Source organism: Kutzneria sp. NPDC051319 (assembly GCF_040682195.1).
Lineage (GTDB): Bacteria > Actinomycetota > Actinomycetes > Mycobacteriales > Pseudonocardiaceae > Kutzneria.
On record NZ_JBFBAM010000012.1, the window covers coordinates 210,304 to 227,848 of the forward strand.

A 17,545-nucleotide genomic window follows, 5' to 3' on the forward strand; every position below is an offset into this window, starting at 1 on the left:
GTGGCCGGCAGTGGCGAGGCGCAGACGGATGCGGAGGTTGGCACGCTCAGCGTGCCCGCCTGGCAGCTGCGTTGGCGGGCTCCGGAGCTGAGCCTGGTGCTCAGTGAGCGGGCATCCGCACTTGCCATGGGGCGCCGGGACGAGTTGGAGCGGTTGAGGGCGGAGACCCTCACGGTGTTTGCCCTCAACCGACTCGACAAGGGCGTCCAAGCGGTCGAGCGTGCGGTTACGGCTCTCAAGGCCGCCGAGGCCGGCAACCATGTCGAGCTCGGTTGGCGCCTCCGCGTCGAGCTGGCGGCCTGTGCGCGTGCCGCGGGAGTGCCGCTGACCGGGTTTGGAGTGCTCAAGCCGGTTCTGCGGGCCGAGGGCGTGTCGGCTGAAGTGCGGGCGTCCGCACTCGTCGCGTTGACGGACTGTCTGGTGTTGGTCGGACGGAGCAAGGAACTCGCGGACGCGCTGGACCAGGCCGATCAGCTCTACGGTGAGGACACAGCCCTCGACGCCGAAGCAAAGTTGCTGTCGAGGGCGTTGCTTCGTGCTTCCGCGGCACGGCAGCACCGTCGATGGGGCGACCTGAAGGCTGCCGTTGGAGCGGCGCGCGATGGCCTGGCGTTGTTCGTTGAAGCGGGCGGCGCGAAAGCTGATTCCGGGTACGTCGCTAGCCGACTAATGCTGGAACTCGTCTGCGCGCTGATGGATTCCGAACAGCTGACGGACGCGACGGCGGCCGCTGAGGAGCTGCTCGAACGACCTGTGCGGGCACCGTCCGCAGCTGCGGTTGGCTGGCTCAAGTTGGCGCTGGCGACACGGGTGCATCTGCCGGCCGGCCGAACGAGCATTGCGAACGACCTGTTGCTCGATGTCGCCGATAGTGCCGTGCGGCATCAGCTTGACCCGCTGCTGTCGGAGAGCATGCTGGCGTTGTCGCACGTCCACGAGATGGCGGGTCAACTCACCGAAGCGTTGACCTGTCTGCGGACCGCGCACACGGCGGAGCGCCGTCGGACCGCTGCCCTGTACACCGTGCGAACGAAGCTCGCCGAGGAGTTCGCTGCCGCCCACCGGGAGAGCTCGGGGCTCAAGGAACAACTCCCGAGTTTGATCAAGCCGCGGGCGACCAAGCCGGAGCCGACTCTGGACACCGACGCGGTGACCGGGCTGTTGAACCGCAGTGGATTCCGCCGGCAGGTGGACGCAGTCGTCAACGGTGGCTACATCGACCACACATTGTCCTTGGTACTGCTGGATGTTGACGTCGCCGCGTCGAACGGTGCCGGCACGGCGTCGGTGGACGACCAGGTCATGCGCAAGATCGCTGATCGTGTGCGCGACGTCGCTCCCGGCAAGGCGGCGGTCGGCCGAACCGCTGGTGACGAGCTGGCCGTGCTTCTGCCGGACACGACACGTGATCAGGCACAGCAGTGGGCCGAGGCACTTCGGTCCGACGTGTCGCCGCGCTTGGCCGTGACGATGACGACGGGGGTTGCTGAATACCGCCCCGGAAGCGGCGGCGAGGCGCTACTGACGGAAGCGGATCAAGCGCTGACGCAGGCGCGACACGGCAGTGCCGCTACAGGCGGAGCCGTCGATCTGGGTGGTCGCGGAGCTGTGTCAGCACCGGAGACCACGGCTGAGCGGATCGATCCCGCACTTCGTCCGACTCCGGCACCGTCGGACGACCTGCCCCGCCGCAGGGTGAGGCGGGCTGACGAACAACCTGCGGGATTGTCGTCCGCGTGGGCTCAGGCAGCTGACCGGTGGCGGATGGGCAATGTGGGAATGCCGTCCAGCCCGGTGGACATGTCGCAGTCGGCGGACATGTTCTCGGACGGGACCAAAGCCTCGGAACGCGACCGGACGCAAGCACCCGGTGCCTTGGCGGCGTTCTTCCGAGCTGCTGCCGAGTCGACCTCGACCACGGCGGAGCCGCCGCAGGCTGAGTCCACTGGTGGTCGGCGTAGAGCTGAAGATCGTGAAGCGGGGTCAGGAAAGACACCGCAGTCCCGGCACGCCAACGATGAGGCAAACCGGCCGGATCTGGCCTCGTTGGTGGAATTGCTGGCCGCTGCTGGCACTGGCGGTCGACGTCGTGCGCCGGAGCCGCCCGAAGCAGAGACGCCCGCCTCGGTCGAGCAGGCCGCCAAGGCGCAGCCTGAGCAGCCAGCCGCCACGGGCCGGCGCCGGCGCGCCGAGTCATTTGAACGCAGCGAGATCGTCGACGAACTTCGGGCTGATTCGGGGCGGTGGCGGCTTGAGCCCCCTTCGGCTCGCGCAGCCAAGCAGGCATCTGCTGTTGAGCCCATGGAGGTTCAAGCGCCCTCGTCGCCGGCCGCGCAGGTCAAAACTTCCGCTAGGACCACCGAGACGCCAGCTGTTGCTGAGGTTGAGCCAGCGGGAGTCGGGGATCAGGCGGATGCCGATACGGTTCCGTTCACTACGCATGCTGGCTTGCCGCACGAGGTCTTGGGGCGGGACCGTGGCGTTGAGCGTGAATCGGAACGTGCCTCCACGCCGGAGGGCGCAGTGGCGACCGTTGGAGCCGACGCTGACGCATCGGTGGCCGATCGATCGGTCGAGGGGCCTCCAGCAGTGAGCGGAGGGCGACGACCGCGTTCGGAGTTGGCGGATCTTTTGGCCGAGGCGCTGGTTGCCTTCGAGTCGACAGAACACGCAGTTCACACGCACTTCGAGGAGGAACCGCCGGCTCCGCGGCCTCACCGGGAACCGTCGGCCGTCGACCAATACGACTGGCAGCCGGAACGGTCGGGTTCGCGGCACCGGCAACCCGAGCCGGACGACCGTATCGAGGTGCCGACCGCTTCGTCCGAACCGCCGATGTTGTCCGATTGGATGCTTTCGGGCAAGGATGACCATCCGCCGCGACCTGACACGTCCGGGTTGGACGACTGGACGCCGTCGCCGTACCGGGAGGACCGGCCGGCGATCGATCATGATCCGCGGCCGGTGGAGCCGGAACGGGACTGGTCGGACTGGACGTGGACGCCACCGGAACGCTGACCAGGCGAAAGCCAACTCGTCAGTAACCTCCGGATGTGTGTCGGTGGCACCCGTCACAAGGTTCGATTCAGCTGCAACCCCTAGGCGTTTGCGGTGCGGTGACCCATCTAGGGTGGACTACGGTCCCGGCGCACCGAGGCGCCGGATAGCGTGGAGCCGCCTGAAAATGAGCTCGACTGGAGCCCCGTCCCGCCCTGCGACCGCCGATACCGGCGTGAGCCGCGAAGACCGGCTGGACAGTCCCGAACAGGTACGCGATGAGCTGATCGGCGGCGCAGTCGCCGCCGCACCGGAACTCGCAGAACTGATCCGCCTCTACTACCGCTACGTGCCCGCCGAGGAAGTCATCGACGACGACCCTGGCGACCTGGTCGGCGCGGTGCGATCCACCTACCAGCTGGCGGACAACCGTGTCCCCGGCCGACCGGTGGTCCGCATCCTCAACCCGACCCGGTCCCAGGACGGGTGGACGTGCCCGGTGACGGTCGTGCAGATTGTCACCGACGACATGCCCTACCTGGTCGACTCGATCTCCTCGGCGCTGATCCGCAGCGGGATCCAGGTGCACCGCGTCGTGCACCCGATCGTGGTGGTGCGCCGGGACGTGACGGGTGCGCTCCGCGAGGTGCTGCCGGAGGCCGATCCGGGGGAGCCGCCGGCGGACACCCTCGCCGAGTCGTGGATGCACATCGAGGTCGACCTCATCACGGACGCCGAGCGTGGCCGCGAGCTCGAGAATCGGCTGATCTCGGTGGTCAACGACGTCCGTGAGGTCGTCGAGGACACCGACAAGATGGCGGGCACGGCCCTCCAGCTGGCCGATCAGCTGGAGCAGGCGCCGCCGAGGCTGGACGCCGAAGAGGTCGCCGACGGCATGAGCCTGCTGCGGTGGCTGGCTGAGGGGCACTTCACCTTCATCGGCTACCGCCAGTACGAGCTCGTCGAAGACCCCGCGGGCGGCGAGGAGCCGGCGTTGCGTGCGGTTCTCGCTTCTGGCCTGGGCGTGCTGCGCCAGGACAGCCTGGCGGCGCGAAGCCTGACCGCAGGACCGGACACGGCTGCGCAGGCGCTGGCGCCGGAGTTGCTGGTGTTGACGCAGGCAAGTGCGCCGTCCGCGGTGCACCGCTCGATGTACCCGTACTACGTGGGCGTGAAGACGTTCGACGCCGAAGGCAATGTCAGCGGCGAGCACCGGTTCCTCGGCGTCTTCACGACGTCGGCGCTGCACGAGGACGTGCTGGACATCCCGGTGATCAGCCGTCGGGTCCGCAACGTCATCCACCGCGCCGGCTTCCCGCTGGAGTCGTACTCCGGCCAGCGGATGCTCGAGGTCATTCAGAACTACCCGCGTAGCGAGCTGTTCTCCACCGACGCGGACACGCTGTACGACATCGCGACCGGTGTGCTCGCCCTGGCCGAGCGTCGCCGGCTGCGGCTGTTCCTGCGGCGCGACCCGTACGGGCGGTTCTACTCGTGCCTCGTCTATCTGCCGCGCGACCGGTACACGACGACGTCGCGGTTGGCGATGCAGGAGGTTCTGCTCGCCGAACTGCAGGGCAAGAACCTCGAGTACAGCGCGCTGATCGGCGAGAGCCCGCTGGCGCGGGTGCACTTCATGGTGCACACGGAGCCGAGCGAAGCGGCAGAACCGAATTCCGCTCGCATTCAGGCCCTGCTGGGTGAAGCCACCCGCAACTGGGACGACCGCATGGCGGACGCGATTCTGTCCGAGCACAACGAGCCCGAGCAGGCCTCGGATTCGGCGAGCCAGCTCGGCGCGGAGTCCGCCACCGAGCAGGGCCAGCGCTTCGCGATGGCCTTCCCGGAGAGTTACAAGGAAGACTTCACCGCCACCGAAGGCCTTGCCGACCTGCGCCGGATCCAGCGGTTGTCTGAGGGCGACCTGGACATGTCGTTCTACCTGCCGGCGGACGCCGAGCCGGGGGAGCGGCGGTTCAAGCTGTACCTGGCCGGCGCGCGGGTGACGCTGTCGCAGGTGCTGCCGGTGTTGCAGCGTATGGGCGTCGAGGTCGTCGACGAGCGTCCGTACGAGATCCAGCGCGAGGACGGCACGCAGTGCTGGATCTTCGACTTCGGCCTGCGCATGGAGCAGGGCGTGCTGGACCGCCTCGCCAAGCAGAACCTGGACACCGTTCGCGTCCTGTTCCAGGACGCGTTCGCGGCGGCCTGGCGCGACGAGGCGGAGGTCGACAGCTTCAACGCCCTCGTGCTGCGCGCCGGACTCGGCTGGCGGCAGGCCTCGGTGCTCCGCGCGTATGCGAAATACCTGCGCCAGGTGGGAATCCCCTACAGCCAGGACTACATCGAGGATGCGGTCCTGCGCTACACGAACGTCGCCGAGGCACTGGTGCGGCTGTTCGAGTCGCGCTTCGACCCGGCGCTGTCGGACGACACCCGCACGGGTGTGGTCACGGCACTGACGGCCGAGATCACCGAGCTGATCGACGAGGTGACCAGCCTCGACGCGGACCGGATCCTGCGCCAGCTGCTGTCGCTGATCAACGCGACGCTGCGGACGAACTACTTCGTGCGCAATGCCGATGGCGATGCGCGGCCGTACCTGGCGGTCAAACTGGACTCCCGCTCGCTGCCCGAGCTGCCGGACCCGAAGCCGCGCTTTGAGATCTTCGTGTACTCGCCTCGTTTCGAGGGCGTGCACCTGCGGTTCGGCCCGGTCGCCCGGGGCGGCCTGCGCTGGTCCGACCGGCGGGAGGACTTCCGCACCGAGATCCTGGGTCTGGTCAAGGCACAGGCGGTGAAGAACGCCGTGATCGTGCCGGTCGGCGCCAAGGGCGGCTTCGTGTTGAAGCGCCCGCCGGCTCCCAAGGGCGACCCGGGCCTGGACCGCGAGGCGTTCCTGGCCGAGGGCATCACCTGCTACCGCATGTTCATCTCGGGCCTGCTCGACCTGACGGACAACCTCGACGCGGGCACGGTCGTTCCCGCCCCGCAGGTCGTCCGGTACGACGGCGACGACACCTATCTGGTCGTCGCGGCGGACAAGGGCACCGCGACGTTCTCGGACATCGCCAACGAGGTCGCCGGCAAGTACGGCTTCTGGCTCGGCGACGCATTCGCCTCCGGCGGGTCGGTCGGCTACGACCACAAACAGATGGGCATCACCGCCAAGGGCGCGTGGGAGAGCGTCAAGCGGGCGTTCCGGGAACTGGACGTCGACACCCAGACGCAGGAGTTCACGGTCGTCGGCGTCGGCGACATGTCCGGTGACGTGTTCGGCAACGGCATGCTGCTGTCCGAGCACATCCGGCTGGTCGCCGCATTCGACCACCGGCACGTGTTCCTCGACCCGAGCCCGGTGGCGGCGCCGTCGTTCGCCGAGCGGAAGCGCCTGTTCGAGCTGCCGCGCTCGTCGTGGGACGACTACGACCGCAGCCTGATCAGCGACGGCGGTGGTGTGTGGCCGCGGACGGCCAAGTCGATCCCGCTGAGCCCGCAGGTCAAGGAGGCACTGGGCATCGACGGCGACGTCGACCACATGGCCCCGACCGATCTGATCAAGAAGATCTTCCTGGCGCCGGTCGACCTGCTGTGGAACGGCGGCATCGGCACGTACGTGAAGTCGGCGACCGAGTCGCACGCGGAGGTCGGCGACAAGGCGAACGACGCGGTCCGCGTTGACGGCGCCGACCTGCGGGTGAAGGTCATCGGTGAGGGCGGCAACCTGGGGTTGACGCAGCGTGGCCGGATCGAGTTCGCCCGTGCGGGCGGGCGGGTCAACACCGACGCGTTGGACAACTCGGCCGGCGTCGACTGCTCCGACCACGAGGTCAACATCAAGATCCTGCTGGATCACCTCGTCACCGAGGGACAGCTGGACCGTGAGCACCGCAACGAGCTGCTGGCCGAGATGACCGACGAGGTCGGCATGCTGGTGCTGCGCGACAACTACTGGCAGAACGCCGTGCTGGGGGTCAGCCGGGCGCACGCGGCGCCGATGCTGTCGGTGCACGCGCGGCTGGTCGCCGACCTGGAGGCGAACCACGGTCTGGACCGCCATCTGGAGGCCCTGCCGTCGAGCATGCAGTTCAAGGCGCTGGAGAAGGCAGGCGACGGTCTGACCTCGCCGGAGCTGGCGACGCTGCTCGCGCACGTCAAGCTGGCGATCAAGGACGAGGTGCTGGCCAGCAACCTGCCCGACTCGGACGTGTTCGTGCGCCGGCTGCCGGAGTACTTCCCGAGCAAGCTGCGTGAGCAGTTCGGCAACGCGATCGGCTCGCACCCGCTGCGCAAGCAGATCACCACGACGCTGTTGGTCAACGAGGTCGTCGACGGCGGCGGCATCTCGTACGCGTTCCGGCTGGCCGAGGAGGTCGGCGCGAGCTCGACCGACGCGGTTCGGGCGTACGCGGTCGTGACGAACGTGTTCGGGTTGCCGCAGATCTGGCGCGAGATCGACGAGTTGGACAACAAGGTCTCGACGGATCTGCAGAACTCGCTGATGTTGGAGACCCGCCGACTGCTCGATCGCGCGTCCCGGTGGCTGCTGTCCAACCGGCCGCAGCCGCTGGCCGTTGGCGCCGAGATCAATCGCTTCTCGACGATGGTGACCGAGCTGGCGCCCCAGGCGCTGTCCCTGCTGCGTGGCCGCGAGCGGGAGATCGTCGCCGGCCATGCGGAACAGTTGGTCGACCAGGGCGCTCCCAACGACCTGGCGGAGCGCGTCGCCGCACTGCTCTACACGTACGGCCTGCTGGACATCAGCGAGGTCGCGGAGCTGGCGGAGCGCGAAGGGCTGGGTGTCGAGCGCACGCACCAGGAGACGGCGGAGCTGTACTACGCGCTGTCGGAGCACCTGAACATCGACCAGATGCTCAGCTCGGTCAGTGACCTGGAACGCGGTAACCGCTGGCACGCGCTCGCCCGGCTGGCGTTGCGTGACGATCTGTACTCCTCGTTGCGGGCGATCACCCTCGACGTGCTCAGGCACAGCGATCCCGGGGAGAGCCCCGAGGTGAAGATCGCCAACTGGGAGCAGTCCAACGCGTCGCGCCTCGGCCGTGCCCGGGCGGCACTCCAGGAGATCAGCCGGGTCGGCCGGCTCGACCTGGCGACGCTGTCGGTGGCGGCGCGGCAGGTGCGCAGCATGATCCGCTGATGTCGACGGACAACGGGGCCCCGCCGGCGAACGTCGCCGGCGGGCCCCGTTCTGTGCGGGCAGCTGTCCGCGAAATGGTCTCCGAGCTGGCTGGGTAGGATCCAATACTGAATCTGGGCATCAGCCAGGGAGGCGTTGTAGTTGGGTGTCTTCGTCGCGCAGGTGCGACCGCGGTGGTCCGACATGGATGCTTACGGGCACGTCAACCACGCGAACACGGTCACCCTTCTGGAAGAGGCACGAGTCGCGCTCGTGTTCACCGAGGCGGCGCGGCAGGGTCTCGTCGACATGTCGCGCGGCATGGTCGTGGTGAAACTGGCGGTGGACTACCGCGTTCCGTTGGTGTTCGACGGGGGATCGGTCGACATCGAGATGTCGGTGCGCGATCTGAGGGCGTCGTCGTTCATGTTGGACTACTCCGTGCGCAGTGGTGGAAACGGCTCGTCGACGGTTGCGGTGACGGCGGAGACGCTGATCTGCGCCTACGACGTTGAAGAAACGAGGCCGCGGCGGTTGACCGACTCCGAACGGGACTTCCTGGCGAGCTGGCACTCTGGGGGCGCACGTGGCTGAGCTGGTGTTTGCTGACACGTCGGAGCGCGACGACCTCGGCGCGTTCGTGGCCCGGGCCGTGCGCTTGGACCAGCAAGGGGTCGTGCGTCTGCGCAACCGCGGCGACGATCGGGTCGAGGCGTGGGTTGCGACGCCGTTCGACGTGCTGGCGACCCGGACCGTTGCCGGTTCGGCGACGCCGTCGGACGTGGCGGTCGCGGGCAGCGAGCTGCTCTCCGGCCTGGCGATCCTGCGTGGCGACCGGGTGGATCCGGGCGCGTCGAAAGATCTGATGTGGCGCAGTGCCCTGCCGCCGGCGGAGGGATGGAAGCAGGTCGACGACCTGCCGGTAGCCGTGATGACGGAACTGGCCGACCAGGGCGTGGCCGTCGCGCGCGAGAATTCCGGCCCGCACGGGACGCCGCCGGCGTCGCTGTTGGACCAGACGGTGCTGACCGTGAGCGGCAGCGGGCTGGACGTCAAGATTCCGCTGCGTTGCCTGTTCGCGCTGTCCGGGATGGGGTTCCTGGGATCTGGCGACCTCGAGGGCAATGTGCGGGTGACCGCGACGGACGCGTGGCTGCGTATTGACGCCCGGTTCGGCGCGGTCGTGCGTCGACGCCATGCCTTGCTGCCGCTGCTGGTGTGAAGTCGACTTCGCCGGTCGAGTTGGTGTCGGCCGGCGAAGTCGACCTGGTGGTCAGCGGAGCATGAACTCGTGGGCCGACAGAGCGCGGTCGACAACGCGGACATCGCCGATCCAGCCGTAAAAGCCCTGGTCGACGGTACGGTCGTAGTCATAGGCGCCGAGCAGCCAGTTGCCGGTGCCGGAGATGCCGGTGGCCGGGGTCCTGGGGTTCCTCAACACTGGACAACCATTGACGAACATTGACGAGTGTTGACCAGTGTTGACGAGAGCAACGTGCCACCACTGGTCGAGGGGCAGCTCGTGGCCCCAGCAGGTGGAGATGCCGGCCTGGTTGAGCGGGAAGACGGCCCACTGGAACTGGGCGCCGTCGGAGAGGGCCAGGGTGGCGGCGGGCTCGAGCGGATCGTCGCCCGTCTTGCCGGCGTCGCGGCCGCGGCACAGGCGGGAGAAGATGCCGCACCAGGCGTGCAGGCCGTTCTTGAAGTCGCCGGGGACCTTGACGAAGGCCTCGATGGTGTAGCCGTGTTGGAAGTTGGCGGCATTGAGAGGCGCGGCGTCGACGGTCTGAAGGTAGGCGCCGTGGCCCGGGTTCTTGCCGCCGTCGAAGCGGAGGCTGCCGTGCGCGGGGGCACCGGGGTGGAAGTCGGCGGACCAGGTCAAAGCTGACGCACCACTACCGGGCATGGTGACCCGGATGAGGTCGTTGCCGTGACCGGAAAGGTCGCTTTGCACAAGACCGTCGGCGAAGGGCGTGCCGGCGGCGGGGCCGTTGTCGAACCGCCAGTAGGCGAGGGTGCCGGGGATCAGGACGTCCCGCGCCGGGCGGGAGACAGGCGGGGGAACAGGGGCGAAGCCGCTGAACCGGGCGGTGAAGTCGACGTCGAGCGTGAAGCGGTTGACGGGGCCGGTGAGCTCGATCTCCCGGCGGTCCAGCTCATTGAGCCGGGAGGAGTTCTGGTCGAGCAGCCAGGGCGAGATGGTCGACACGTCGATGACGTTGCGGGCCAGGTCGAAGCGGTAGAGCCGGATCATGGCGCTGCCGCCGTAGTAGTGGTCCTGGTAGTTCGTGATGTGCACATGGACGTCGTGCCCGGCCTTGTTGCGCAGCACGGCCCGCCCGGGCGGCCAGAAGTGGCCGTTGAGGGTGAGGAAGATCTGGTCGTTGTCGTTGATGAGCTGGTCCCACAGCTGCTGCCCGTAGTCGGACAGCGAAGCCTGGCCGGCGTCGTCGGCGTAGGCGAGTTCGTGGGTGGTGAGGATGACCGGGGTCTTCGGGTGCTGGCGGATGACCGAGCGGGCCCAGTCGAAGCCGGCGGGGGACAGCCGCCAGTCCAGGGCGAGGACGAGCCAGTCGCGGCCGCCGCCGCGGAACAGGTGGTAGCTGTTGTAGCCGTCCTTGGACGAACCGCGGAATGTCGGCGAACTGCGGAACCGCTGCGGACCGAAGGTCGACAGCCACGGGCTGCTGCCGCGCTGGTCGTCGGTTGAGGAGTTCACGTCGTGGTTGCCGGCCAGCACGCTGTAGCTGACGCGGTTGCGGTCGAGCGCCTGGAACGAGTGGCCGATCTGGGCGATTTCGCCGGCCTCGCCGTGTTCGGTGAGGTCGCCGAGATGCGACAGGAAGACAACGTTGTCAGCGCCGCCGTCGAGGACGTGGCGCAGCGAGGCGTCCAAGGGCGTGGCGTCGCCGCGGTCCTCGTCGAACAGGTACTGCGTGTCCGGCATGACGACGAGCGTGAAGCGTGGGTCGTTCGGATCGGGGCACCAGCCGGCCGTCGATGACGGACCCGCGGCCGCGGAGACAGTGCCGAGCGCACCGGTCGCCGCCACCCCCGCACCGATGAGCCCAGCACCACGCAGGAAGCTGCGACGACTTGAGTCACTCATGGGCGGGAAGTTAACCGCCGATCCCCAACGCAGGCGGAACTGCCGGTGAACGGCGCCAGGCCAGCGGCTACGGTGCGGCCCCGACGGGACGAGAAAGCCGTCACACCAGCCAGACGGCGGTGTCCGGAGGCAGGAGGTCGGCGGCCATCGGCCCGCTGGCCAGCAGCACCTGCCCGGGCGGCAGGGGCACGGGGGCGCTGCCGGTGTTGAGGGCGCAGATGAGGCCTCCGCCCTTGCGGCGGAAGGCGAAGCAGCCGGGAGGGGCGCCGTACCACTCGAGGCTCTCGCCGCCGAAGGCCGGATGGGTCTTCCGGAGCTCGAGGGCCTGGCGGTAGAGGGACAGCATCGACCCGGGGTCCTCGAGCTGGGCCTCGACGGTGAGGCCGGCCCACTCGTGCGGCATGGGCAGCCAGGTGGCGACGCCGGAGGAGAAGCCGAAGGGGGGCTGGTCGCCCTCCCAGGGAATGGGCACGCGGCAGCCGTCGCGGCCCCGGTCGGTGTGCCCGGACCGAAGCCAGATGGGGTCCTGGAGGGCCCAGTCGGGCAGTTCGACGTTGGGCAGGCCGAGTTCTTCGCCGTTGTAGACGTAGACGACGCCGGGCAGGGCGAGCTCGACAAGGGCCATGGCCCGGGCGCGCTGACGGCCGAGTAAGCCGTCGCCGTAGCGGGTGACGTGCCGGACGACGTCGTGGTTGGACAGGGTCCAGGTGGCGGGGGAGTCGACGTAGGTGACGGCGGCGAGCGAGGAGTCGATGGCGTTGCGGACGGAGTCGGCGTCGAACTCGGCTTCCACGAGGCGGAAGTTGAAGCCGAGGTGGAGCTCGTCGGCCCGGAGGTAGCGGGTGAACCGCTCGTTCTCCTTGACCCAGATCTCGCCGACGGCCATGGCGTTGGGGTACTCGTCGAGCACCTTCCGGATCATGCGGTGGATCTCGTGCACGCCGTCGTCGTCGAACCGCGGGTCCAGGGTGTTGTCGTGCAGCACGCCGGCGTCGATCTCGGCCCGGGGGTCCATGTCGGGCAGCCCGTACGGCTTGGCCATGCCGTGGGCGACGTCTATGCGGAAGCCGTCGGCCCCGCGGTCGAGCCAGAACCGGAGGGTGCGCTCGAGGTCGGCGCGAACCTCGGGATGGGACCAGTTCAGGTCGGGCTGCTGGGGCGCGAACAGGTGCAGGTACCACTGTCCGTCGGCGACCCGCGTCCAAGCGGGCCCGCCGAACACGCTGGTCCAGTTGTTGGGCGGCAGGGAGCCGTCGCCGCCCCGGCCCTCACGGAAGTGGTACCGGTCCCGCTCGACGCTGCCGGGCCCGGCCCGCAGCGCGGCCTGGAACCACTCGTGCTGGTCGCTGGTGTGGTTGGGCACGAGGTCGACGGTGACCTTGATGCCGCACTTGTGCGCGTCGGCGACGAGACGGTCGAACGCGGCCAGGTCGCCGAACTGCGGGTCCACGTCCCGTGGATCGGCGACGTCGTAGCCGTGGTCGGCCATCGGCGAGCGGTAGAACGGCGTCAGCCAGAGCGCGTCGACCCCGAGCAGCTCCAGGTAGCCCAGTCGGGACCGGATGCCCTCGAGATCGCCGACGCCGTCGCCGTCCGAGTCCGCGAAGGACCTGACGTACACCTGGTAGAAGACCGCGTCGCGCCACCAAGCCGACTTCTCGGCGATCTCGGTATGAACGTCAGCGGATCGTCGCACGGGGTGTCATATTGCCATCCGTCCGGGATCGGTTGTCCCTTAATGGGTTACGCCAGGCGGAAAACCGTGGTCAGCCGCGAAGTGATCGTTCTCACCGGGATCTCACACCCAGGTGTTGAGCAGGCTGTTGGCCGCCATCTCCAGGTACTCCCACAGCTGCTGGCGCTCGGCCTCGGGCAGCCGCTCCTCGTCGACGGCGATCCGCATGCAGCGCAGCCACGCGTCCCGCTGGATCGGACCGACCGTGAACGGCGCGTGCCGCATCCGCAGCCGGGGGTGTCCGCGCTGGTCGGAGTACGTGTGCGGGCCGCCCCAGTACTGGATCAGGAACAGCCGCAGACGCTCCTCGGCCGGCCCGAGGTCCTCCTCCGGATACAGCGGACGGAGCACCTCGTCCTTGGCGACCTCGGCGTAGAAGCGGCCGACGATGCGGCGGAACGTCTCCTCGCCGCCGACGGCCTCGTAGAAGTTCTGCGGCGTTCCCACGTCTCTATCCTCGCACTCAGCTTTCCGGGGCCGACGCCTTGGTGTCCTCGAAGCCGGTGCTGCGCGGCCGGGCCGGTGCGGGCTTGGGTGGCTCCTCGGCCGGCTTCGGCGGCGTGCGCACGAACGGCAGCTCGATGCCGGCCGCCACGAACGCGCCCATGATGCGGGCCCGCAGCGCCCGCTGCGTCGCCCACTGCCGGCCGGGCCGAACCTTGACGGTCAGCCGCAGCGTGATGCCCTCCGACGTGACCTTCTCCACGCCGAGCACCTGTGGCGCGTCCATCACGTCGTCGGCGAGCGGCGCCTGGCTCACCGCCTCCTCGGCGGCCTCGCCGAGCACGGACAGTGCCTCGTCCACGCTGCCGTGGTGGCTGAGCGGCACGTCGACGACGGCGACCGCGAAGCCCTGGCTGGAGTTGCCGATCCGGACGACCTCGCCGTTGCGCACGTACCAGACGGTGCCGTTGACGTCGCGCAGCGTGGTCACGCGCAGGCCGACTGCCTCGACAGTGCCGGTGGCCTGGCCGGCGTCGATCACGTCGCCGACGCCGTACTGGTCCTCCAGCATCATGAAGACGCCGGACAGGAAGTCCCGGACCAGCGACTGCGCGCCGAAGCCGATCGCGACGCCCAGCACGCCGGCCGAGGCGATGATCGGCGTGATGTCGAAGCCGAGCTGCTTCATGATCGTCAGGAACGCAATGCCGTAGATCAGCAGCGAGGTCAGCGACTTGAGCACCGAGCCGATGGTCGCGGCCCGCTGCCGCCGCCGCTCCGACCGCTGCGGGGCGGGCAGCTGCTGCACCCGCTCCTTCAGCGGGCGCAGCAGCGGCGGCATCTCGCCGTTGCCCTGCGTGAACTTGTCGATCATCCGGTGGAGCACCAGCCGGATCACCACGGCGAGCACCACGATGATCGCGACCTGAATGGCCCCGGTGACTAACAACGGCCAATTGTCGGCGAACCATCCGGCCGCCTTGACCACGTTGTTGTCCTGCCCGGTCATATGTAGTCAGTCCTCCAGCTCCAAGCCGATCTGATGGGCGAGGAAGCCGAGTTCGTCGACGGCCAGCGCCACGCTGCGCGACACCGACCGCGCCGCGTGGCCGACCTCGGTCTCACGGCGGATCAACACCGGATGCTTGGTGGGGTCAGCGCTGGTGGCGTGCTGCAACGCTGCGCACATCTTGCGGGCGTGGTTCGGGTCCACCCTGCTGTCCGACTCGAACACGGCGAACAGCACGGCCGGGTACTCGACCTCCTCGATCACCCGATGGTACGGGGAGTAGGCCAGCAGCCAAGCCAGCTCGTCGGCCACGGCGGCGCTGCCGTACTCCTCCGCCCACAGCCTGCCCAGCAGAAACCGCTCGTACCGCACCATGTCCAGCAGTGGCGCGGAACACACGACCGCCCGGTACAGCTCCGGCCTTTGGGTCAACGCCGCTCCGACAAGCAGACCACCGTTGGATCCGCCGGAGATCGCCAACTGCTCCGGCGTCGTCCAGCCGTTGCGGATCAGGTATTCGGCGGCGGAGTGGAAGTCGTCGAACACGTTCTGCTTGCGGTCGCGCATACCGGCCTGGTGCCACTGCTCGCCCTCCTCGGAGCCGCCGCGCAGCGACACGAGGACCCACACGCCGCCGGACTGCACCCAGGCCAGGGCGTTGCTGTTGTAGCCGGGACGGCGCGTGAGGGCGAAGCCGCCGTAGCCGGTGACGAGCGTCGGCAGCGGCTGGTCGGGACGGCCGTGCGGCGACACGACGAACATGCGCACCACGGTGCCGTCGCGCGACACGTACTCGAGCTGTTCGGTGCGTACGTCCGGCACCTCGATGGCGCCCGGCGCGGCGGCCCACAGCTCGGTGTCGGACGCGCCGACGCGGTAGGTGCGCACGCACGTGGGCGTGGTGAAGTCGGTCCAGCCGAACCAGATGACGCCCTCGCGGCCGCTGGTCCGCGCGTCGGTCATGGTCATGCCGTGCAGGCTGCCCTTGCTCGGCAGCGGCACCTGTCCCACGTGCGCGCCCGTCGACGGCTCGTGCAGGTGCAGCTCCGACACGGCGTGGCGGGTGCGCTGGAGCACGAGGTGGGCGCCCTGATCCCCGTCGCCCTCACCTGAGCCGCGCACCCACTCGGCGTTCTCCAGCACGGAGTCGTGCTCTTCGGCCACGAGCTCGGTCCAGTGCTCACGGCCCGGCTGCTGCGGGTCCGCGACGCACAGTCGTCCGCGCGGGGCGTCCAGTGTCGTCAGCAGGTACAGGCGGCCGTCGCCCGCGACCCACGCGTTGCACCGCGCTCCGCCCTCGTCTGACACGACCTCGTTCAGCACGAACTCGTCGGCCATGAGGTCGGCGATCCACACAGCCTCGCGCTGCGTGGTGCCGCGCCGGCCGTCGACCAGCAGCCAGCGGCCGTCCTCCGAGGTGGACAGCATGAAGTAGTACGTGGGGTCCATGCCGTCGCCGTGCACGTTGACGTCGGTGGCGGCGTCCGTGCCGACACGGTGCCGCCAGACGCGGCGGTGGAACAGCTGCTCGCCCTCCGGTACCTGGTCCGCGGGCAGCCTGCGGACGTAGAAGAACTCCTCGCCGCCGGGCAGCCAGCCCACCGAGCTGTACCGGCAGCGGTCGATCGGGCCGTCGAGCAACTCGCCGCTGTCCACGTCCAGCACGTGCAGCAGCGACTCCTCGTTGCCGCCGACCGAGATCTGGTACGCCAGGAGGGCGCCCTCGCGGCTCGGCGACCAGGTGTCCAGGGTCGTGCGCCCGGACGGGTCGATGACGGTGACGTCGAGGAGGACGCGCTCACTGCCGTCACGCTCGCGCAGCCAGAGCGCGGCGTGGTCCTGGCCCGGGTCGCGGCGGGTGAAGAACGCCCGGCCGTTACGCCAGACGGGTGCTCCGACGCTGCCGGCCGCCGTGAGCCGCTCCAGCCGTCCGCGCAGCGCGTCACGGCCGGGCAGTGCCGCCAGCCAAGACTCCGTGACCCCGTCCTGTGCGGCCGACCAGGTGACAGTGCGCTCGTCGGCCGGGTCCTCCAACCAGCGGTACGGGTCGGACACAGCGTGTCCGTGCAGGTCCTCCACGAGCGGCAGACGCTCGGCCGGTGGATAGGACGCCGTCAAACGGGGGAGTGCCTCGGTCATCTGCCGAAGGGTAGCGACCTAGGTGAAAACGATCGCCGTTAGGCCACGGTTCACCATGGATTTGACGACGGGTTCATGACATGTCATGCATCACACGTGCGTTGAGCGGGTCAAGTGTGGTCGACTATGGCTGCACCGGTGGAGGTGGTCGCGTGCCCGACCGACAACCCATACCGATCGGCGCCCCCAGATCGGGAGTGGCGCCGCGGGTCCCTCTGTCTCAAGTTCCTGCCCAGACCCAGGTCAGCGGCCACGTATCCAGCGTGGATCCGGACCGGGTCGGCCAGGACAGGGCGCGTGGTGCGCCGACAGGGCCCAGTTGGGGTCGGCGCAGGGTGCTCCTGCTCAACGCCACGTTCGAGCCGCTGACGGCGTTACCGCTGCGGCGGGCCGTGGTGCTGGTGGTCTGCGGCAAGGCCGAGGTCGTGCACGGCGACTCGGCCGGTCTGATCCTGCATTCCTCCACTGCCAGCGTCGTGGTGCCTTCGGTCATCCGGCTGTCCAGCTACGTCCGGGTCCCCTATCGCGGCCGGGTGCCGCTGACCAGGGCCGGGCTGATGCACCGGGACCGCTACCGCTGCGCGTACTGCGGCGGGCGGGCAGAGACTATCGATCATGTGGTGCCGCGTTCGCGCGGGGGTCCCCACAGCTGGACCAACTGCGTGGCCTGCTGTGCCAAGTGCAACCACCGCAAGGCCGACAAGATGCTGTCCGAACTGGGTTGGAGGCTGCTGGTCGTCCCGACCGCGCCCCGGGGGCCGCACTGGCGGCTGCTGGCGGGCGTGGCCGACGCCGACCCCCAATGGCTGCCATACCTGGGCGAGCCCGCGGCGTGAGCCGGCGGTTCGCCCGGGTGAACGGCCCGCGGTAGCGGGGTACGTGCCGAAACGAGCGGCGGGGGGGGGGGGGGGGGGGGGGGCCCCCCCCCCGGGGTCGGGTGTGGTGGGGCCCCGGGGTGACCAAATAAGTCTCCGG

At 69.1% G+C, this 17,545-nt stretch carries 10 protein-coding genes; 5 read left to right on the top strand and 5 right to left on the bottom strand.

What is annotated here, in order from left to right:
• The 4 genes from AB0M73_RS15540 (at position 1) to AB0M73_RS15555 (ending at position 9,356) form a co-directional block, all read left to right on the top strand.
• Positions 1 to 3,018 carry a diguanylate cyclase gene (locus AB0M73_RS15540; protein ID WP_363891270.1) on the top strand — a complete coding sequence of 1,006 codons (3,018 nt, stop codon included), beginning with the start codon at positions 1 to 3 and terminating at the stop codon, positions 3,016 to 3,018.
• Positions 3,019 to 3,184: 166 nt separating this feature from the next.
• Positions 3,185 to 8,155 carry an NAD-glutamate dehydrogenase gene (locus tag AB0M73_RS15545; protein WP_363891271.1) on the top strand — a complete coding sequence of 1,657 codons (4,971 nt, stop codon included), beginning with the start codon at positions 3,185 to 3,187 and terminating at the stop codon, positions 8,153 to 8,155.
• A gap of 141 nt (positions 8,156 to 8,296) precedes the next feature.
• Positions 8,297 to 8,728, top strand: coding sequence for a thioesterase family protein (locus AB0M73_RS15550; protein WP_043718107.1), 432 nt, complete (start codon positions 8,297 to 8,299; stop codon positions 8,726 to 8,728).
• Complete coding sequence (locus AB0M73_RS15555) at positions 8,721 to 9,356, top strand: hypothetical protein (RefSeq protein ID WP_363891272.1); 636 nt, start codon at positions 8,721 to 8,723, stop codon at positions 9,354 to 9,356. Before AB0M73_RS15550 ends, AB0M73_RS15555 begins: the two co-directional genes overlap by 8 nt.
• A gap of 51 nt (positions 9,357 to 9,407) precedes the next feature.
• Here the strand turns inward: AB0M73_RS15555 and AB0M73_RS15560 are convergent, their stop codons facing one another.
• The 5 genes from AB0M73_RS15560 to AB0M73_RS15580 all read right to left on the bottom strand — a co-directional run bounded on the left by AB0M73_RS15560 (position 9,408) and on the right by AB0M73_RS15580 (position 16,570).
• Positions 9,408 to 11,243: a LamG-like jellyroll fold domain-containing protein gene (locus AB0M73_RS15560; RefSeq protein ID WP_363891273.1), complete on the bottom strand. Its 1,836-nt coding sequence runs from the start codon at positions 11,241 to 11,243 to the stop codon at positions 9,408 to 9,410.
• A gap of 100 nt (positions 11,244 to 11,343) precedes the next feature.
• Positions 11,344 to 12,939, bottom strand: a complete 1,596-nt coding sequence (locus AB0M73_RS15565) for a glycoside hydrolase family 13 protein (RefSeq protein WP_363891274.1) — start codon at positions 12,937 to 12,939, stop codon at positions 11,344 to 11,346.
• 102 nt (positions 12,940 to 13,041) lie between these two features.
• On the bottom strand, positions 13,042 to 13,425 hold the full coding sequence (locus AB0M73_RS15570; RefSeq protein ID WP_363891275.1) for a globin: 384 nt from the start codon (positions 13,423 to 13,425) through the stop codon (positions 13,042 to 13,044).
• Between the two features lie 16 nt (positions 13,426 to 13,441).
• Positions 13,442 to 14,431 (bottom strand): mechanosensitive ion channel family protein, encoded by a 990-nt coding sequence (locus AB0M73_RS15575; RefSeq protein WP_363891276.1) that lies wholly within the window; start codon positions 14,429 to 14,431, stop codon positions 13,442 to 13,444.
• A gap of 6 nt (positions 14,432 to 14,437) precedes the next feature.
• Entirely contained in the window at positions 14,438 to 16,570 is a 2,133-nt protein-coding gene (locus AB0M73_RS15580; RefSeq protein WP_363891277.1) for a prolyl oligopeptidase family serine peptidase, read from the bottom strand.
• A 152-nt stretch (positions 16,571 to 16,722) separates the two neighbouring features.
• On the opposite strand from AB0M73_RS15580, the gene AB0M73_RS15585 reads away from it, so the two are divergent.
• Complete coding sequence (locus AB0M73_RS15585; RefSeq protein ID WP_198047207.1) at positions 16,723 to 17,406, top strand: HNH endonuclease; 684 nt, start codon at positions 16,723 to 16,725, stop codon at positions 17,404 to 17,406.
• Positions 17,407 to 17,545 lie beyond the last annotated feature (139 nt).